This is a genomic window from Pelomonas sp. Root1444 (assembly GCF_001426885.1).
In the GTDB taxonomy this organism is placed as follows: Bacteria; Pseudomonadota; Gammaproteobacteria; order Burkholderiales; family Burkholderiaceae_C; genus Pelomonas.
Map to the genome: position 1 here is coordinate 158,482 of NZ_LMFP01000003.1, position 19,107 is coordinate 177,588.

Here is a 19,107-nt window from a genome sequence, read left to right on the forward strand (position 1 = left end):
ATTTTTCGACGGGGACGAGACCTTGTTTTCGATCATACAAGCCGCCGGCTGGCCGATCTGGCCCTTGCTCCTGTGCTCCGTGGTGGCGCTGGCGCTGATCATCGAACGCCTGTCCAGCCTGCGCGCCAGCCGCATCCTGCCGCCGCGGCTGCTGGACGACGTCATCAACGTCAGCGCGCAGCAACTGCCTGCGCCCGACATGGTGGACCGCCTCGCCGAGAACTCCATCCTCGGTGAAGTGCTGGCCTCCGGCCTGCGCGCCGTCACGGCCGAGCCGCAGATGCCCGAGGGCAAGCTGCGCATGGTGTTCGAGTTCGCCGGCCGCCGCGCCGTGCATCAGCTCGAGCGCTACATGAACACGCTGGGCACCATCGCCACGGCCGCGCCGCTGCTGGGCCTGATGGGCACGGTGGTCGGCATGATCGAGATCTTCGGCAGCCAGACGCCCGGCGGCGGCAACCCCGCGCAGCTGGCGCATGGCATCTCCATCGCCCTCTACAACACCGCGTTCGGCCTGATGATCGCCATCCCCTCGCTGATGTTCCACCGCTACTTCCGCGGCCGCATCGAGGAGTACGTGCTGGAGCTGGAAGCCGCCGCCGACCGACTGCTGGGCCAGCTGCGCCGCTACACCGCCTGAACGGACGCCGAGCATCATGCGCTTCCGCCCCCCGCACAGCGAGCCGCCGGAGATCAACCTGATCCCCTTCATCGACGTGCTGCTGGTGATCCTGATCTTCCTGATGCTGTCGACGACGTATTCCAAGTTCACCGAGCTGCAGATCACGCTGCCCTCGGCCGACGCGGAGAAGTTGAAGGACCGGCCGCAGGAAGTCATCGTCGGCATCGCCGCCGATGGCCGCTTCGTCATCAACCGCCAGCCGGTGGAGGGCCGTTCGGTGGACATCCTCATCGGCGCGCTGCGACAGGCCTCGGGCGGCAACACGGAAGCGTCGCTGATCATCTCGGCCGACGCGGCCACGCCCCACCAGGCCGTCATCAACGTGATGGACGCCGCGCGCCGCGTCGGCCTGACGCGTGTCACCTTCGCCGCGCAGACCGACGCTCGCTGATCGACTCCAGCGGGAGTGGCTGAGCGGCGGCCCGCTGTCCGCGGCGCTGCTGCCGCTGAGCTGGCTCTATCGCGGCCTGCTGGCGCTGCGCAGCGTGGCCTACCGCGTCGGCCTCCAGCGTGTCGAGACACTGCCGGTGCCGGTCATCGTCGTCGGCAACTGGATCGTCGGCGGCGCCGGCAAGACACCCACGACGCTCGCCCTGCTGGAGCTGCTGCGCGCGCGTGGCCTGCGCGCCGGTGTGGTGTCGCGCGGCTACGGGCGCGAGGGCGACGCCATTCGCCTCGTCACGCAGGTGTCGACGGCCCGCGAGGTCGGCGACGAACCGCTGCTGATCCACCTGCGCGGCCGCGTGCCGGTGGCCGTCGGTCGCGACCGCGTCGCCGCAGCGCGGGCACTGCTGGCCGCCGAGCCGGGCCTGCAACTGCTGGTCAGCGACGATGGCCTGCAGCATTGGCGCCTGCCCCGGCAGCTGAGCCTGCTGGTCTTCGACGAACGCGGCCTGGGCAACGGCCGCCTGCTGCCGGCCGGCCCGCTGCGCCAGCCACCGACCCCGCTGGCGGCGGACCAGCTCGTGGTCTACAACGCCCCCCGCCCCAGCACCGCCCTGCCCGGTTTCGTCGCCGAACGCCGCCTGGCCGGGGCCGTGACGCTGGCCGACTGGTGGGCCGGCCAACCCGCGCAACTGGAGACGCTGCTCGCGTTGCGCGCGCGACCGGGCCTGCTGGCGGTTGCCGGCGTCGCCCGGCCGCAGCGCTTCTTCGGGATGCTGGCCGACCTGGGCCTGCGCGTGGACACGCTGGCGCTGCCGGACCATGCGGACTTCGCGGCGCTGCCCTGGCCGGCCGATGCGGCCGGCGTGCTGCTGACCGAGAAGGACGCCGTGAAGCTGCCGCCCGGGCGCGTCGGCGCCCTGCCCGTCTGGGTCGTGGCGCTAGACTTCGCGCCCGGTGCCGGCTTCGAGGCCGCGCTGGACGAACAACTGCACAAACTCTCCCTGCCCGCCCGATGGACCACCGCCTGATCGAAATGCTCGTCTGCCCGCTGTGCAAGGGGCCGCTGACGCTGCTGCGCGAAGGTGAGCTGCCGGCCCTGGCCTGCCGCGCCGACCGCCTGGCCTTCCCCATCCGCGACGGCATCCCGCTGATGCTGGAGAGCGAGGCCAAGCCCTGGGACCCCGAGGCGCCGACGCCGCCGGTCGAGCTGGCACCGTGAGCTTCACCGTCATCATCCCGGCGCGCCTGGCGTCGACGCGGCTGCCGAACAAGCCGCTGGCCGACATCGCCGGCCAGCCGATGATCGTGCGCGTCGCCCAGCGCGCGGCGCTGTCGGGTGCCGCCCAGGTCGTCGTGGCGACGGATGCGCCCGAGGTCGCAGCCGCCTGCGCGGCGCACGGCGTGCGCGCACTGATGACGCGGGCCGACCATCCGTCCGGCAGCGACCGACTCGCCGAGGCCGTCGAGCAGCTCCGCCTGGCCGACGACGCGGTGGTCGTCAACGTGCAGGGCGACGAGCCACTGATCGCACCGGCCATGATCGATGCCTGCGCGGCGACGCTGGAGGCGCAATTGGATTGCGTGATGGCCACCGTGGCCCACACGTTGACCGACGTTGCCGAGTTCTCGAACCCGAACGTCGTCAAGCTGGTGACGGACAAGGCCGGCCGGGCGCTGTACTTTTCGCGCGCGCCCATCGCCTGGTGGCGCGACGGCGCTGGCGCGCCGAACCAGGCGCTGCGCCATGTCGGCTTGTATGCCTACCGCGCCGGCTTCCTGCGCCGCTTCCCGACGCTGGCCGTCAGCCCGTTGGAGCAGATCGAGTCGCTGGAGCAGCTGCGGGTGCTGTGGCATGGGGAGCGTATCGCCGTGCACGTCAGCAACGAGCGCCCTGGCCCGGGCGTCGACACCCCGGACGACCTGGAGCGCGTGCGACGCCTGATCAAGGCCTGAAGCGGCACGGCACGTCAGGCCCCCGAAAGGCCGCGTGCGATACTCGACCGCTGACCTGATGCAGGACTTTTTCACAGTCCTGACGAGACGAGGAGACCCATGCGACTGATTCTTCTGGGCGCCCCTGGCGCCGGCAAAGGCACCCAAGCGGCCTTCATCTGCAAGCAATTCGGCATTCCGCAGATCTCCACCGGCGACATGCTGCGCGCGGCCATCAAGGCCGGCACGCCTCTCGGCCTGGCTGCCAAGGCCGTCATGGATTCAGGTGCTCTGGTCAGCGACGACATCATCATCGGCCTCGTCAAGGAACGCATCGCCCAGCCCGATTGCGCCAAGGGTTTCCTGTTCGACGGGTTTCCCCGCACCATCCCGCAGGCCGACGCCATGAAGGCCGCCGGCGTCAAGCTGGACTACGTGCTCGAGATCGACGTGCCTTTCGACGCCATCATCGAGCGCATGAGCGGGCGCCGTGTGCACGCCGCGTCGGGCCGCACCTATCACGTCAAGTTCAACCCACCCAAGGTTGCGGGCAAGGACGACGAGACCGGCGAGCCCTTGATCCAGCGTGACGACGACAAGGAAGACACCGTGCGCAAGCGCCTGGACGTCTACCAGGCGCAGACGCGGCCACTGGTCGACTACTACTCACAATGGGCCGCCACCGGCGATGCCAATGCCCCCAAGTACCGCCGCATCGAAGGCGTGGGCTCGGTGGACGACATCATGAAGAAGGCGCTGGCCGCACTGAGCTGAGCCGACTGACGCTACATCCAAGCCGCGGCGCCCAGGCCCCGCGGCTTTTTTGTCGGCCACAATTGACGTTCACGTCAATCAATCCCAGGAGATCCTCACCATGGAAATCGCAGGCAAGGTGTTCATCGTCACCGGCGGCGCCTCGGGCCTCGGCGAAGGCACGGCCCGCATGCTGGCCGGCCACGGCGCCAAGGTCGTCATCGCCGACCTGCAGGCCGAACGCGGCCAGGCACTGGCGGCCGAGATCGCCGGCGTCTTCGTCAAGTGCGACGTCAGCCAGGAGGCCGACGGCCAGGCCGCCGTCACCGCCGCGACCGGCATGGGCAAGCTGGTGGGTCTCGTCAACTGCGCCGGCATCGCGCCGGCGATCAAGACGGTCGGCAAGGAAGGCGCACACCCCCTTGCGAGCTTCACGAAAACGATCACGGTCAATCTGATCGGCACCTTCAACATGATCCGCCTCGCCGCCGAAGCGATGGCCAAGAACGAGCCGGAGCCGACCGGCGAGCGCGGCGTGTTGATTTCGACGGCGTCTGTGGCCGCCTATGACGGCCAGATCGGCCAGGCGGCCTATGCCGCATCCAAGGGCGGCGTGGTCGGCATGACGCTGCCGATCGCCCGCGACCTGGCCCGCAGCGGCATCCGCAACATGACCATCGCGCCGGGGATCTTCGGCACGCCGATGCTGTTCGGCATGCCTCAGGAGGTGCAGGATGCACTGGCCGCCAGCGTCCCCTTCCCCAGCCGCCTGGGCAAGCCGGAGGACTACGCCAAGCTGGTGCACCAGATCGTCACCAACGACATGCTCAACGGCGAAGTCATCCGCCTGGACGGCGCGATCCGCATGGCGCCGAAGTGATGCGGCAGTCGCCATGAAAAAAGGGCCTGGTTCGCACCAGGCCCTTTGCTTTGACGAAACTGCCAATCAGCGCTTGGCGCTGCGCGACTGGATGATCCACAGGCGAGCCAGATCGGCAGCGCCTTCATTGCCCTTGACGGACTTCCACGCGGCCTGCGCCTTGGCGCCGTCACCGGCCAGTTGATAGGCCAGACCGAGGTAGAGCTTGGCGTCTTCCGGGCGCTTCAGGTTGCCCTTGGCGATGCCCTGCTCGATCTGGGTGATGCCCTTCTTGGCATTGCCGCCGAAGGCATTGGCCAGGCCCAGCGTCACGAAGGCGTTGCCGTCCTTGGCGTCCTCGGCAGCCTTCTCGTTGGCCGCGGCATTGGCCTTGGCTTCGCCGATCTTCTTGACCATCAGGTCGGCCAGGCGCTTATGGCGGGCGCCCTCGGCACCTTGCCCCAGCACGCCCGCCGCCATGCCCTTGTCGACGACCTGCTTGCCTTCTTCCGGATAGCCGGCCTGGGCAGCCAGTTGGGCCATCTCCATGTAGTCTTCGGCGCCGCGCGACATGTTGCCGGTCGCCAAGCGCAGACGGTAGAGGTCGAGCGCATAGCGGCTGGTGTCGAAGCTCTTCTTCTGCGGCAGGCTGCCGAGGATCTGGGCCCACAGCTTGGGATCGGGGTAGAAGTTCAGCAGCTTCTCGGTCGCCACGCTCTCGGCATGGGCGTCGCCCTTCTTCTGCGCCGCGAACAGCAGCAGATTGAGCTTGTCCTTCGCGGGCGCGCGGCCGGCGCGCTCGTCGGCAGCGATCTCGTCCAGCGTGTCCTTGATGGTCGACGTCATGTCACCCGACAGGAACTGGGCGTTCTGCTGCACCTGCTTCATCGTGGCGCTGTTGCCGCCTTCCTTGAAGTAGCGCTGCGACCAGGTCAGGGCCTTGCCGTTGTCCTTGTTGCGCAGATAGGTGCCGGCGATGGCTTCCATGTATTGCAGCTGCTGGGCCTGCGACAGCTTGCCAGCGCCCTTCAGCACTTCGAACGAGCGGGCCATCGTGTCAGGCTCGTTGGCACCCATGGCGGCCGAGAAGCGCACGCCTTCGATGGCGTTGTTCTCGGCAGCCGTGCGCCCGCCGACAGCCTCTGCGTCGCGCAGCTTGCCGAGCGCGTCCTTGAACTTGCCCGCCTTGACCAGCTTGCTGGCCTCGGTCAGGGGCGTGCCCACTTCCTTGCGCACGCTTTCCTGCGCCGATGCTTGATTGAAGCCGAACTCGGCACCCGGCGCACCGTTCAGGGACAGGGCCAGAGCCCCAACGGCGACAGCCACCACGGTTTTCAAAGTCTTCAACTTGCTCTCCTGCAAAGCAAAAACGCGCCGCCCTTTCGGGCAGCGCGCATCAAAGTATCGCGTTCAGCGGTCCCGGGTACACGTCACTTGACGTATTGCTCGTTACCAACCATGCCCATCTTCTTGACGCTGTTGCGCTGGGCCGAGGCCATCACCGCAGCGACGACGCCATAGTCGACAAGCTTGTTCGGCTTGATGTGGATTTCCGGCTGATCGCTGATCGACATCGCACCGATCTCCTGCATCTTCGCGTTCACCGCGTCGAGGTTCGGCAACGCGGCTTCGTCCCAGTAGACCGTGCCGTCAAAGTCGATCATGACAGTGTGGACGATCGGCTCGGATGGCGGCGGTGTCGTGCTCGGCGGCGGCATGTCGAGGTTCACGGTGTGCAACTGGATCGGGATGGTGATGATGAGCATCACCAACAGCACCAGCATCACGTCGATCAGCGGCGTCGTGTTGACGTCCATCATGACTTCGGGTTCACCGTCGCCCGACGAGCTTCCAACGTTCATTCCCATATTCGACTCCTGGGATCAGCCGCCACGAGCCGGCGGCTCGGTGACGAAGTTGATCTTCATGATGCCTGCGCGCTGGCAGGCGAAGATCACGCGACCGACCGACTCATAGCGCGACTTGTCGTCGCCGCGGATGTGCACCTCGGGCTGCGGGTTCTTGACCGATTCCTTGCCGAGGCGCTTGACCAGCTCCTCCATGTCCGGAATCAGCTTGGTACCCCAATAGACGTCGCCGTCCTTGCTGACCGAGATTTCGATGTTTTCCGGCTTGGTGATGCGGACCTGGTTGGTCTCCTTGGGGAGATTCACCGCGATCGACTGCGTCACCACCGGCACGGTGATGAGGAAGATGATCAAGAGCACCAACATCACGTCCACGAGGGGCGTGGTGTTGATGGTCGAGACCACATCGTCCTCGCCGGAAGAAGATCCGACGTTCATGCCCATGGCATTGGCTCCTGTGAGCGGTTGCCGGGCTTAGCGCTTGGCGACCGAGCGGTTACCCATCAGCACGCCATGCAGGTCGCCCGCGAAGGAACGGACCTGGCTCATGACGCTCTTGTTGCGATTGACCAGCCAGTTGTAGCCCAGCACGGCCGGCACGGCGACGAACAGACCGATGGCGGTCATGATCAGCGCGGCGCCCACGGGGCCGGCCACCTTGTCGATGGAGGCCTGGCCGGCAAGACCGATGGCGGTCAGCGCGTTCAGGATGCCCCACACCGTGCCGAACAGGCCGATGAAGGGAGCGGTCGAACCGACGGTCGCCAGGAAGCCCAGGCCGGCGGAGATCTTGGAGTTGACGTCAGCGACGGCGCGGTCGACGTTCATCGTCACCCAGCTGCTGTGGTCGATGTTCTCGGTCAGAGCGCCTTCATGGTGCTCCGAAGCCTCGATGGCGGTGGTGGCGATGTAGCGGAAGGCGCTTTCTTCCTTCAGCGCGCGCACGCCGTCAGCCAGGCTGGGCTTCTTGAAGAACGTGGCACGGACTTCCTTGGCTTCCGAAGCCAGCTTGCTTGTGTCCCAGAGGCGCACGACCAGGATGTACCAGGAACCCATGGACATGATGCCCAGCAGAACCAGCACGAACTGGTCGACGATATTGCCGTGAGCCAGGATGTTCGTCAGGCTGTACGGGTTCTCAGCGGGCTTGGAGGCAGCGGCAGCCGGAGCGGCGGCGGCGTCAACCACGGCGGCCGAGGCAGCGTCGGCCGGCTTCTGATCTTGCGCGTGGGCAGGCGAAACGGCCAGGGTCGCGGCCATGGCGATGGCGGCAAGGAAGCCGGTGATGCGAGAAATCATGGAGTCAACTCCTAGGGAAAAATTCTGGTTTGTAACGTTCTGAGTGCGCCAGGCCGGCGCCGGGATTCGAGACAGGTCGCTTAGTCGATCTTGAACTGGAACTCCTGCTCGAACACGTGATCGCCCGGGCATTCGTAGGTGTCCTGCAGCGTCTGCGTGATCGCCTGAATCAGCGCGCGCTGTGCCTTGCGATCAACGCCGCCACGCAACGAGGTGACCTCGGCGGAAACGACGCGACCGGCCTTCACGGTCGCCACGGCCTTGAAGAGGGCCTCACCGCTCCAGTTGACCGACGGCAGTTCCGGTTTGCTCATCTTGGTGCAAACCATGCCGGCGGTGACCTTGCCGGCGGGCTTGGCGACGGGCGCCGGTGCGGGTGCAGCTGCCGGCGCCGGACGCGGAATGTCGGCAGCGGGCGGCGCGACCTGCGTCGACTGGATGGGCGGGGCCGGCGGCGCGGGTGCAGTCACCTGGAATTCAGGCGGCGGCACGAACGGCGGCGGCGGTGCCTTCAGGTCGGGCGGCGGCGGCACGACCTTCTCGGGCGGCGGCGGCGGCTTGACCTTCTCTTCGATCACCTTGACGTCGATGGGACCGGTGACCTTCTTGACGATGTCGCGAGCCAGGCCGCTGGCCAATGCATAGATGGCTACAACGTGGATCAGGACCACGATGCCGAAGCCCGTGAACCGCGACGCGCCCTGCTTCTCCTGCGCAAAATTCATGCGCGCTCCTTCTTGCAACTACAAATCACAGTCGATGACTCTCAGGAAAGCGGCCACTGGGACGGCGGAAGTTGCGCTCCTGCCGTGACTAACTCCCGAAGGGCGTGGATTCTAGATCGCGAAGAGAACGTTTCCGCCTCGTTGAAAACACGCAGTCCGCCGGGACATGTAAAGGCTCATGTACACCTGTTCCGGCCAAAAAAAACGCCCGGTGGCTGAGGCCGTCGGGCACGCGTTTCATCGCCACGAACCAGGTGAAGGAGACCCCACACCACCGGCCAATGCTGGCCATGCGGTCATCTTAGCCCCGCGTCTCTGAGCCCCTTCCTGGGGCTAACCCGGGCAAGCGGAACAGCGTGATTACACGCATCCGGACACAAAAAAGTGCGGCGTTAGGCACATTTGCCGGCGCTAGATGAGGAACCGGCCGGCATGGGTCGCCCTCAAGCTGCGATCAACCATCCTGTGATGGCTTGACGTTGGGCTTGTGCAAACGGCGGAACATAGGATACGAAATGGGTCTGTGGTACCGCAAACAGCGACAGCGAATTGAAGTGCGGGAAGAAGCTGTCTCGGACAGTTCCGTCGCGCTCGCTGAAATGCAGCAGGCCGCCCCAATCTGGCCGCCACTGTCGGGTCAGGTTGATGACGTACGCCAGGCGCCGGTTCTCCACGTCGACATGGTCGTCGTGCGCCAGCAGGAAGCTGCCCGGCGCGTACATAGTGGCCTGGGCGTACACCCGGTTGATCTCCTGAATGCCGGTGATGCGGCGCATCACGGACAGAAAGGCCTCGTCAGCCATCCAGCGGATGAAGCGTGCGAGCAGTCCGGTGTCGCCTCGCTGCAGCGCATCGGCAAGGGATTCAGTGAAGAACGAGAACTGGAACTCGTGGCGCGCAACATCGACGATGCCATCGATCAGGTAGGCACGCTCGCCGGCATCGAGCCCCCTGAGTTGATCCCCCGTCAGGCGTCGGTCCCCTTGTGTGTCGCGGTAGCACAGGCTCCAGTCGATGACCTCGACGGCGCGCGCCAGGGCGTCCGCCACGTCCGGCCTGAAAAAATCCCGGATCAGCAGGCGGCCGCCGCGGCTGAACTCTGCATTCAGCTGGCTCAGATCGAGGTTGGGATTGGTGTAGTCCATACGCAGGCAGCAGAACGAAAAGCAGGCCCGAAGGCCTGCTGGATTGTGTTCGCCCGACGGCGATCAGAACTTGTAGTTGACCCGCACGTAGAAGCTGCGGCCCTTGACGTCGGCATAGGTCGGGTCAAAACCCACCTGGAAGTAGTCTTCCTGCACTGTCACGGGCGGCTTCTTGTCGAGCAGGTTCAGGACGCCTGCCGTAAGGACCAGGTTCTTGACACCCTTGTACTGGCCCTGAAGGCTCCACAAGTCGTACTTGGGCACATGACGCACTTCGTCATAGTCGCGATAACCGCTCTGACGGAAGTAGCGCACGCCGGCCGCCCAGGCGTTGGTGTCCCAGTCGAGGCTGATGTTCTGCTTGACGCGCACCACCGGACCACCCCGCAGGTACTTGCCCAGCGTGTCTTCGACCTCACCGGTCACGACATTGGTTTCGCTGCTCTTCGTAACGACCGTGGCTTCCCAGCCCGGCGTGAAGCTGCCCATGGCGGTCTGGAAACGATAGCGGGCCGACAGGTCAAAGCCCGACACCTTGGCCTGGCCGACGTTCTCGAGCGACGCTTCGACATGATCGAGATAGCCTTGGGCGTTCTTGACAAGGCGGTTGGCATAGACCGACGAACTGGTCGTCGGGCCGGTCTGATTTTTGAACCAGTCTTTGAGGATGTCGTCCCCCGTCAGCGTCTTGATGCCGTTCGTGATCTCGATGTTGAAGTAGCCTACCTCCATCGACAGATCCTTGATCGGTTCGAAGACGACGCCGAGGGTGGCGGTCTTGGACTTCTCAGGCTTCAGGTTGCGGTTGCTGTTGTTGATCGCCGTCAGCTGCGTGTTGCAGTAATTCGGGTTTCCGACATTCGCGCACCCGACGAGAGAGTCGTAGTACGGATCGGTGAAATTGCCGCCCGTGTTGGTGCCGGCCGAAGGCGCGTAGAGGTTGTCCAGCGCCGGTGCGCGGAAGCCTCTGCCCACGGAACCGCGAACCAGCAGTTCTTTCGTGGGCGTCCAGCGAATGCTGAACTTGGGGCTGGTGGACGACAGGTTGGGCGAGCTGAAGGCGCCGTCGCGGGATTCACCCTTGGTGCCGGTGTAGCGGTCCGCGCGCACGGCCGCATTCAACTCCAGGTTCTTGATGACCGGCATGATCAGCTCGGCATAGACACCCATGGTCTTGCGCTCGCCGCGCACCTTGCCGGCGTTGCCGGAGCCGCCCACGATGTCTCCCGAGCCGGCGATGTCGGAGTAGCCGTCCAGGTACTCTTCCTTGCGCAGGTCCAGGCCCGCAGCCATGGCGGCATTGCCACCGGCCATCGCGAACAGCTCACGCGACAGCGAGAAGTCAAAGGCGTCCAGCGTCGTCTTGGAGGAGCGGTTGTTGCCGGACAGCTCGGCTTCCTTCAACAGGGCCAGACCCGTCGCATCGTTGGGACCGAAGGGATTGACGTTGCCGGTCTTCAGCACGCGCACCAACTGCGTGTCCGAGAAGTTGCCCGTCAGGAAATCTTCGCTCGCCTTGGACGTGGCCCGCATCAGGCCAATCTTGTAGTCCCAACCCGCCATCGTGCCCTCGGCGCCGACGAGGGCACGGGTCATGTCGTTGGTCACCTTGGTCAGGCGCTGGCCACCGTCGACCATGCGCCAGGCGATGACGAGGTCGCCGCGATAGCCGGCGCTGCTGGATGCATCCACGGCAGCGGTGGGGTAGTACTTGCCGCCGGCAGGGTAGAGGTAGTCGTCACGGCCCGTGGTGCTGGAGGGCGTCTGCGACGACCCCAGCGTGATCTCGTTCTTCGAATACGAGAGCTCGGCGAACAGCTGGTGGTCGGAACTCAGTTCCGCCGTGCCGCGCAGCAGGGCGCCAAAACGCGAGGACGCCGGGACGATGTCGATCTTGCTCGTGTAGTCGTAGCGGCAGTTGGAGGCGCCGCCATAGCTGTCCGGCGGCCTGCAGTTGGGGAAACCGGCGACGCCGGGGATGTAGTCCCCGGTGACGGCATTGAAGGCATTGGCCGGGAAGGTGTTGCCCGAATCCTTCACCACGCCGATGTCCGGGCGATTGCCGGTCTTGGCGAAGTCGCGGTCCGCCGCGTGGATGACGTCGTACTCCTGGAAGCTGAAGGTGCCCAGGATGTTGAACTTGTCCTTGGCCAGGTCGCCGAAGCCGATGCCGCCTTGTGCCGAAGCGACCTTGCCGCCGATGCCTTGGGGCTGCTCGTAACCCGCCGTAACTTCACCACCGCGGAAGTCCTTGCGGGTGATGAAGTTGATGACGCCGCCAATGGCATCGGAGCCATAAGTCGAGGAAGCACCGTCGCGCAGGATCTCGATCCGCTCGATGGCCGCCAGGGGGATGGCGTTCAAGTCGACGCCCGCGCCGGCAAAGGGGTAGATCGCAAGGCGACGACCGTTCAGCAGCACCAGCGTGCGCTCGCGGCCCAGGCCGCGCAGCGAGGCGCCCGTCTGACCGGTTGCGGCCGAGTCACCAATTGACTCGCCGAGCGAGCGGCCACCACCGTTGTTGGAGCTCAAGCGGTCCACGAGTTCCTGTACGTTGGACGCGCCGGACTTGTCAATGGACTCGCGCGTGACGATGGTCAGGGGCACCGCGGTTTCAGCGTCGATGCGCTTGATGCTGGAGCCGGTGATCTCGATGCGCTCGAGCTTTTGCGCCTCCTGGGCCAGCGCGCTGGTAGCGGCCAAAGCCAGGACGGCGCCCGTGATGGTGGTCTTTTTGAACATTGAAACTCCTGTTGTGAGCGTGGGCCGCCGTGACATCCAGCGGGGCTGGCCGGGGTGGGGCCAATCCTTGATCCGAGCGATTGGCTCGGATGTGGGGGTGCCAGAAGTTTGTGCGGTCGCAACATGGCAACGGCCCCCTGAAAGCCCCTAGGCCGCTGGCGAGGAGAGCCAAGTCATTGATCCGAAAAGGAAAATGCCCGGACCGCCCCCTAGAGTCGAAGCCGCGCCGTTGCCGCGGCGCGACGGGATCAACGCATGGGGACCGTCAGGCGCGGCACCGCCGCGAGCAGGTTTTGCGTGAAGCTGTCGCGAGGCTGTCGAAGCACCGTCTGGCAATTGCCCTGCTCGACGATTCGCCCCGCCCGCATGACGGCGATGTCGTCGGCGATGTACTCGACCACGCCGATGTTGTGCGTGATGAACAGAAAAGCCAGACCCTGCTCGCGCTGCAGTTCGCGTAACAGGTTCAGGATCTGCGCCTGCACCGACACGTCAAGCGCCGAGGTCGGCTCGTCGCAGACGATGAGCCGCGGTTCGACAGCCAGCGCCCGGGCGATGGCGATGCGCTGGCGCTGGCCGCCGGAGAACTCGTGCGGCCAGCGTTGCAGGGCGTCGCGGCGCAGGCCGACCTGATCGACCAGCGCATGCAGCCGGTCGCGGCGCGCGCCTGCGTCGAGGTCGGGACGCAGCGCGATCAGGCCCTCCTCCAGCACCTCGGCGACACGCATACGCGGGTTCAGCGAGGCGAACGGGTCCTGGAAGATGATCTGGACGCTGCGGCGCGCCTCGACCAGGGCCGCACCGGTCAGCTGGAACAGGTCCTGGCCCTCGAACAAGGCCTGGCCACTGATCTGGGCCTGGCGGCGCAGCAACTGGACGATGGCCTTGCCAGAGGTCGTCTTGCCGCAGCCAGACTCTCCCACCAAGGCCAGCGTGCGGCCGGCGTGAAGCTGGAAGCTGATGCCGTCGACCGCATCGAAGTGCCGTGGGCCACGGTGCAGCAGCGGCGCCTTCAGCGCGAAGCGCACACGCAGGTCGCGCACGTCGAGCAGTGGTGCGCCCTGCCCCGCCGGCACGGGAGGCAGCAGCTTGGGCACCACCGCCTGCCGCGGCAAGGCGTCGCCTGGCTGGCTGTAGAGCAAGCAGCGCACCTGGTGCTGCGGGCCCTCATCGGTGAGCTCGGGCAACGTGCTGGCGCAATGCACCATGGCCTTGTCGCAGCGCGGCCAGAAGCGACAGCCCGCGAAGTCCAGCCACAGCGGTGGCACGGTGCCGGCGATCGCCGCCAGCGGCTCGCCGCGGCGGGCCGCGTCGGGCAAAGCCTGCAGCAGCAGACGGGCATAGGGATGCTTGGGATGGGCGAAGAACTCGGCCGCCGGTGCCACTTCGATGATCTGGCCCGCATACATCAGCGCGACGCGGTGCGCCATGCCGCTGACCACTGCGAGATCGTGCGTGATGAGCAGCACGCCGAGCCGGCGTTCGCGCTGCAGGTCGCGGATGAGGTCGAGGATCTGCGCCTGGATGGTCACGTCCAGCGCCGTGGTCGGCTCGTCGGCGATCAGGTAATCGGGTTCGGCCGCAAGCGCGATGGCGATCATCACGCGCTGCTTCTGGCCGCCGGAGAGCCGGAAGGGGTAGTCGTCGATGCGCCGCTGCGGCTCGGGAATGCCCACGCGCGCCAGCCAGTCGAGGGCCTTGGCGCGGGCGGCCTTGCCGCGCAGTTCGGTATGCGCCTCGATGACCTCGACGATCTGGTCGCCGACGCGCATGACCGGGTTCAGGCTGGTCGACGGCTCCTGGAAGATCATCGAGACCCGGCCGCCGCGCACGTCGCGCATGCGGCGTTCGGGCAGCGCCAGCAGGTCCTCGCCGTCCAGCCGCACGGCGCCGCTGGCGACGCGGCCGTTCTCGGGCAGCAGGCGCATCAGGGCCAGCGCCGTCATGCTCTTGCCGCAGCCGCTCTCGCCGACCAGCGCGAAGGTTTCGCCGCGCGAAAGGCTCAGGTGCATGCCGTCGATGGCGCGCACCAGGCCCGCGTCCGCGTCCAACTGCACCCGCAGGTTGTCGACCTCAAGCATCGACTGCTCCCCGGCGCTGGAAGACGCGCGGCCGCGTCGAGCGGGCCTTGGGGTCGAAGGCATCGCGCACGCCGTCGGCGAACAGGTTGGCGGCCAGCACCAGGCCGACCATGAAGCCGAATGCGGCGGCGAAGCTCCACCAGACGACCGGGTCGCGCGACATCTCCGATCGGGCCAGGTTGATCATGCTGCCAAAGCTGTTCATGACCGGGTCGACGCCGACGCCGACATAGGTGAGCACCGCCTCGTACAGGATCAGTTCGGAGAAGCTCAGCACGACGGTGATCAGCACCAGGTGCATCACGTTCGGCACGATGTGCCGGGCCATGATGCGCAGGTCGCCGACGCCGAAGGCGGTGGCCGCCTGCACGTAGTCCAGTTCGCGCAACTTCAGCGTTTCGGCGCGCACCAGCCGGCACAGGCCGGCCCATCCCGTCAGGCCGAGGATGAGGCAGAGCATCAGCATCTTCACATCCGAGCGCTCGACCGCGGTCTCGAACAGCTCCGGGTTCTTGTCGAAGAACACCTGCACCATCAGCACGCAGGCGGCGATCAGCAGCACGTTGGGCACCGAGCTCAGCGTCGTGTAGAGGTACTGGATGGCCTCGTCGACCCAGCCCTTGTAGTAGCCGGCCAGCACGCCCAGCAGCAGCGCCAGCGGCAGCGTGGCCAGCGTGGACAGCGCACCGATGACGAAGGCGGTGCGCACGCTCTTGAGCGCCTGCACGAGCACGTCGTTGCCGGTGCGGTCGGTGCCGAACACGTGGTAGTTCGGCATCAGCGCAATGACCGGGCCGGCCAGCAGCAGGATGACCGCCAGCGTCAGCACGATGGCGCGCAGCGGATAGTAGGTGCGGTCGGCGGCAAGGTCGGCCAGCGCGTGGCGCCAGCCGTGGTGGTGGCGCGCCAGCGCTGCGGCCGTCAGCCCGACAAGCAACGTGGCGATCGCCAGCCCGCCGGCCAGGCCGAGCGCGACGCGCCCCGCCACGTCGCCGGCCCACTGCGTGCCTGGGTCGCTCAGGTGGGCGCCGCCGAACTGCAGCCGGGGGTAGTCACGCTTCACCTGCCCGTCGGCAGCGACGACGCTTTCCTTGTTGAAACCATGCGTGCCCAGCGGCACCGAGTAGCTGACCTCGCGCATGCCAGCCTGGCGCTCCAGCAGCAGGTCCAACACCGACAGCGTGCGGGTGTCGTAGATGTCGCCGCCGTCCGTTGCCGGCAGCGCGCGGCGCAGATGGACGCTGTCGACCAGCGTGACGAGCAGGAAGAGCGCCATGACGACGCCGGCACTCGCCGCCACGGGGTCGCGCAGCACGCGGCGCCAGGTGGCCCGCAGGTTGGCCTGGGCGCGCACGCGCCAGGCGTAGGCGACCACGGCCGCAGCCATCAGCCACAGCGCCAGGTCGGTCCACAGCGGCACCCACTTCATTGCAGCCTCACCCGCGGGTCGACCCATGTGTACGCAATGTCGATCAGCGCATTGCTGGCGATGTAGAGCAGCGCGCCGAGGAAGACCATGGCGCGGACGATCGCGAAGTCCTGGCCCGTGATGGCTTCGATGACGAAGGCACCCAGGCCCGGGATGCCGAAGAAGCTCTCGAACACCAGGCTGCCCAGGAAGACATAGGGCAGGTAGCTGCCGGCGCTGGTGATGATGGGGATCAGCGCATTGCGCAGCACATGGCGGCCCAGCACGCGGCCTTCGGACAGGCCCTTGGCGCGCGCGGTGCGCACGTAGTCCTTGCCCATCTCTTCCAGGAACATCGCACGGTACAACCGCGCCTCGCCGCCCAGCCTGGACAGCAGCGACAGCAGGATGGGCAGAGCCAGGAAGCGCACCGCGTCGAGCCCCGGCGCGAAGCCGTTCATCGGCACCAGCTTGAGCACGCGTGCGAACAGGAACTGGCCCACGATGATGTAGAACAGGCTGCTGATGGACAGCATCAGCACGCACAGCACCACGCCCCAGAAGTCGATGCGCGTGTGCCGGAAGAACACCAGCAGCAGCGCGAACACGACACTGACGATGACCTGCAGGACGAACAGCGGCAGCGCGAGCTGCAGGCTCACGCCCATGCGCACCTTCACCTCATGGCCGATGTTGACGGCCTGGCGCGCGTCGCTCTTGCCGAAGTCCAGCGCGAACAGGCTGATCGAACGCTCCCACAGGATGGTGTGCGTCAACTGCTCGACACCCTGCCGGCTGGCGTCGTGGTACAGCGGCTTGTCATAGCCCCGCTCGGTCTTCCACTTCTCGATCTGCTCCTGCGTGACGCGCTTGCCGCCGATGTTCAGGCGCGCCATGTCGTCCGGCGTGTTCACCGAGAAGAACAGGAAGAAGGTGAAGAGGTTGACGCCGACCAGGATGGCCAGGCCGTAGCCCAGGCGGCGCAGCACGAAGCCCAGCATCAGGCGGCCCTCTGCAAGGCGGTGGCCGTCTCGCGCTTGGCCCAGGCGCGGCGCGTGGCGATGAAGATGGCCAGCCCCCCGCCGGCCAGCAGCAGCAGCGGCCAGTACACGGGGTGGTTCCACTCGGCGATCTTGCGGGTGCGCTCGGTCGCATCCACGCGCAGGTAGCGCGCGCGGTCGCGCACGACGACGCCCGGCTTGCCGTTGTGCACCCAGTGCTGGAAGGCCACGCCCGAGTAGCTCCAGTAGCCCCAGGTCCAGGGCGCGTCCTGACGGGCGATGTCGTTCATCTGCGCCATCACCTGCGCCTTCTCGGGGCCGTCCTCCAGCGACTGCAGCTTGCGGTAGAGGCGGTCGAACTCGGGGTTGGCGTAGTTGGCCGTGTTCTCGCCCTCGTGCAGGCTCTTGCTGTTGGGGCCGTACAGCAGGAACAGGAAGTTCTCGGCGTCCGGGTAGTCGGCGAACCAGCCCCACCAGAAGATCTGGTGCTTGCCCTTGAGGATCTTTTCCTGGAACTGGTTGAAGTCCGTCGCGCGGATGTCGAGCTGGATGCCGAGCTTGGCGAACTGCCGCACCATCCAGTCGTTCTCCGCCTTCAGCTCCGGGGTCACGACGCGCTGGAAGTCGTAGTTCAGCACCAGCGGCTTGCCGGTCTTCACGTCGCGCCCGCCGGGGTAGCCGGCCTCTTCCATCAGCTTGAGCGCGTCCTCGATGGGCCGGCGCACCGGCTTGCCGTTCACCAGGCGATGCGTGACGGGGTTGAACTCGCCGGCCGTGCCTTCCTTCGAGCCGAACACGCCCGGCGGGATGGGCCCGTGCGCCGCGTCGCCACCCTTGTCGCGGAAGATGCGGCCATAGCCCTCCTCCCAGTCGATGGCGATCGAGATGGCTTGGCGCAGCGCGCGGTTGCGGCGCTGCTGCTCGGGTGTGTCGCCCTTGCCGACCACCGGGTCCAGCCAGTTGAAGCCGAGGTACCAGTTCGAGATGTCGACATCCATCGGCAGGCGAAAGCCCCGCTCCTCGTAGAAGGCGCGGACCTCGTCGGAGTCGTCGCGGTCCACACCCAGCGTCACGCCCCAGTCGGCACGGTCCATCTCGGGCAGGTCCAGGTAGCCCTGCATGAACAGCTCCTTGATGGGCACCCGCTCCTTGACATTGAGCGCAACCACCTTGTCGACGAAGGGCACGCGCTTGCCGCAATCCGCGAGTCGCCCGGCCTCCGCGTCGCCGGGGTTGCCGTCGCAGGGGTAGGTGTCGAGCCGGTAGTTGGGGTTGCGGCTCATCACGTGCCGGCGGTCCTGCACGTACTCGGTCATCATGAAAGCCCCGCTGCCGACCGGCCACTGGTTCCAGCTCATCGAGTTGGCCGCCATGCCCGGCTGGGCGTAGAAGGCGTCCACCTCCCAGGGAATGGCGGCCGTGAAGGCGGTGGCCAGCCAGTACTGCCATTGCGGGTAACGGCCTTTCAGGCGGATGCGCAGCAGGTGGTCGTTGACGGCCTCGGCGCCCGCCAGCGGCCAGCGGCGCAGGTCCAGGAAGGGCTTGTCGGCCAGGCTCTCCGGCAGGCCGGCCAACTGCTTGTCGCTCTCGCGCTTGAGCAGCGCGATGTAGTCCTTCAGCCCCAGCACATGCTCGGAGAACACCGCCGCCACCGGCGCCTCCAGCCGCGGGCTGGCGTGGCGCTTGAGGGCGTAGACGAAATCCTCGGCGATCACCTCGCGCGTGGCGAGCTGCTTGAAGTCGAACGGGCTGCGCCTGTCGCCCAGCTCGCCGGGCTTGAGGTGGTGGTAGAGGTAGTTCCCCTGCGCATCCTTCGCGAAAGCCGGGTGGGGCGACCACTTCAGCCCCGGGCGGATGGGCACGTCGTAGACGGCTTCGGCGATCTGGTCGTCGGGCGCGTCGTCGGGCAGGCGCCGGCCTTGCGCATCAAGGTAGTAGGGCTTGGCCAGCGCCTCGGCGGCGCGCGGGATCAGCGTGTACGGCCGCTTCAGCGGGTGGTAGCCATAGGGCGGCTCGCTGATCTCGTAGACGTAGGTGCTCTCGGGCGCGGCATACGACGAGGTCGGGTCCAGGTAGCGCGGCGAGCGCTCCGAGAAGGCCATGTAGAGCGTGTTCTCGCGCTCGGCGCCGAGCGGATGGGGGCTGTTGTTGCAACCGGCGAGCACCATGAACGCCAATGCGCCCAGCCCCCCTTTGATCCAGCTGCGAACTCCGCCCAACACGAC

At 66.7% G+C, this 19,107-nt stretch carries 18 protein-coding genes; 7 read left to right on the forward strand and 11 right to left on the reverse strand.

What is annotated here, in order from left to right; translation table 11 throughout:
* Positions 1–22 precede the first annotated feature (22 nt).
* The 7 genes from ASD35_RS03540 to ASD35_RS03570 all read left to right on the forward strand — a co-directional run bounded on the left by ASD35_RS03540 (position 23) and on the right by ASD35_RS03570 (position 4,634).
* The gene (locus tag ASD35_RS03540; protein WP_056873536.1) at positions 23–640 is read left to right on the forward strand and encodes a MotA/TolQ/ExbB proton channel family protein; all 618 of its coding nucleotides are present in this window, start codon (positions 23–25) and stop codon (positions 638–640) included.
* 16 nt (positions 641–656) lie between these two features.
* The gene (locus ASD35_RS03545; RefSeq protein WP_056873537.1) at positions 657–1,073 is read left to right on the forward strand and encodes a biopolymer transporter ExbD; all 417 of its coding nucleotides are present in this window, start codon (positions 657–659) and stop codon (positions 1,071–1,073) included.
* The gene (gene lpxK, locus ASD35_RS03550; protein ID WP_056873538.1) at positions 1,039–2,097 is read left to right on the forward strand and encodes a tetraacyldisaccharide 4'-kinase; all 1,059 of its coding nucleotides are present in this window, start codon (positions 1,039–1,041) and stop codon (positions 2,095–2,097) included. Before ASD35_RS03545 ends, lpxK begins: the two co-directional genes overlap by 35 nt.
* Positions 2,082–2,288 carry a Trm112 family protein gene (locus ASD35_RS03555; RefSeq protein ID WP_056873539.1) on the forward strand — a complete coding sequence of 69 codons (207 nt, stop codon included), beginning with the start codon at positions 2,082–2,084 and terminating at the stop codon, positions 2,286–2,288. Before lpxK ends, ASD35_RS03555 begins: the two co-directional genes overlap by 16 nt.
* The gene (gene kdsB, locus ASD35_RS03560) at positions 2,285–3,022 is read left to right on the forward strand and encodes a 3-deoxy-manno-octulosonate cytidylyltransferase (RefSeq protein ID WP_056873540.1); all 738 of its coding nucleotides are present in this window, start codon (positions 2,285–2,287) and stop codon (positions 3,020–3,022) included. Before ASD35_RS03555 ends, kdsB begins: the two co-directional genes overlap by 4 nt.
* Before the next feature lie 99 nt (positions 3,023–3,121).
* Complete coding sequence (gene adk / locus ASD35_RS03565) at positions 3,122–3,775, forward strand: adenylate kinase (protein WP_056873541.1); 654 nt, start codon at positions 3,122–3,124, stop codon at positions 3,773–3,775.
* A 100-nt stretch (positions 3,776–3,875) separates the two neighbouring features.
* Complete coding sequence (locus tag ASD35_RS03570; protein ID WP_056873542.1) at positions 3,876–4,634, forward strand: 3-hydroxyacyl-CoA dehydrogenase; 759 nt, start codon at positions 3,876–3,878, stop codon at positions 4,632–4,634.
* Positions 4,635–4,700: 66 nt separating this feature from the next.
* Here ASD35_RS03570 and ASD35_RS03575 read toward each other — a convergent pair whose 3' ends face one another.
* From ASD35_RS03575 to ASD35_RS03625, 11 genes are all read right to left on the reverse strand, one after another.
* Positions 4,701–5,960, reverse strand: coding sequence for a hypothetical protein (locus ASD35_RS03575; protein WP_157275357.1), 1,260 nt, complete (start codon positions 5,958–5,960; stop codon positions 4,701–4,703).
* 83 nt (positions 5,961–6,043) lie between these two features.
* The gene (locus tag ASD35_RS03580) at positions 6,044–6,481 is read right to left on the reverse strand and encodes a biopolymer transporter ExbD (RefSeq protein WP_200956004.1); all 438 of its coding nucleotides are present in this window, start codon (positions 6,479–6,481) and stop codon (positions 6,044–6,046) included.
* 15 nt (positions 6,482–6,496) lie between these two features.
* A complete protein-coding gene (locus tag ASD35_RS03585) occupies positions 6,497–6,925 on the reverse strand; it encodes a biopolymer transporter ExbD (protein ID WP_056873545.1) in 429 nt (142 codons plus the stop codon).
* A 30-nt stretch (positions 6,926–6,955) separates the two neighbouring features.
* On the reverse strand, positions 6,956–7,780 hold the full coding sequence (locus ASD35_RS03590) for a MotA/TolQ/ExbB proton channel family protein (RefSeq protein ID WP_056873546.1): 825 nt from the start codon (positions 7,778–7,780) through the stop codon (positions 6,956–6,958).
* Between the two features lie 80 nt (positions 7,781–7,860).
* Entirely contained in the window at positions 7,861–8,505 is a 645-nt protein-coding gene (locus ASD35_RS27010; protein ID WP_056873547.1) for a hypothetical protein, read from the reverse strand.
* A gap of 443 nt (positions 8,506–8,948) precedes the next feature.
* Positions 8,949–9,650 (reverse strand): 2OG-Fe(II) oxygenase family protein, encoded by a 702-nt coding sequence (locus ASD35_RS03600; protein WP_056873548.1) that lies wholly within the window; start codon positions 9,648–9,650, stop codon positions 8,949–8,951.
* A gap of 63 nt (positions 9,651–9,713) precedes the next feature.
* A complete protein-coding gene (locus ASD35_RS03605) occupies positions 9,714–12,392 on the reverse strand; it encodes a TonB-dependent receptor (protein ID WP_056873549.1) in 2,679 nt (892 codons plus the stop codon).
* Between the two features lie 248 nt (positions 12,393–12,640).
* The gene (locus ASD35_RS03610; protein WP_056873550.1) at positions 12,641–14,473 is read right to left on the reverse strand and encodes a dipeptide ABC transporter ATP-binding protein; all 1,833 of its coding nucleotides are present in this window, start codon (positions 14,471–14,473) and stop codon (positions 12,641–12,643) included.
* A complete protein-coding gene (locus tag ASD35_RS03615; RefSeq protein ID WP_056873551.1) occupies positions 14,466–15,902 on the reverse strand; it encodes an ABC transporter permease in 1,437 nt (478 codons plus the stop codon). Before ASD35_RS03615 ends, ASD35_RS03610 begins: the two co-directional genes overlap by 8 nt.
* A complete protein-coding gene (locus ASD35_RS03620; protein WP_056873552.1) occupies positions 15,899–16,882 on the reverse strand; it encodes an ABC transporter permease in 984 nt (327 codons plus the stop codon). The genes ASD35_RS03615 and ASD35_RS03620 overlap by 4 nt, the downstream gene beginning before the upstream one ends.
* Positions 16,882–19,050 (reverse strand): ABC transporter substrate-binding protein, encoded by a 2,169-nt coding sequence (locus ASD35_RS03625; protein WP_056873553.1) that lies wholly within the window; start codon positions 19,048–19,050, stop codon positions 16,882–16,884. Before ASD35_RS03625 ends, ASD35_RS03620 begins: the two co-directional genes overlap by 1 nt.
* Positions 19,051–19,107: the final 57 nt, after the last annotated feature.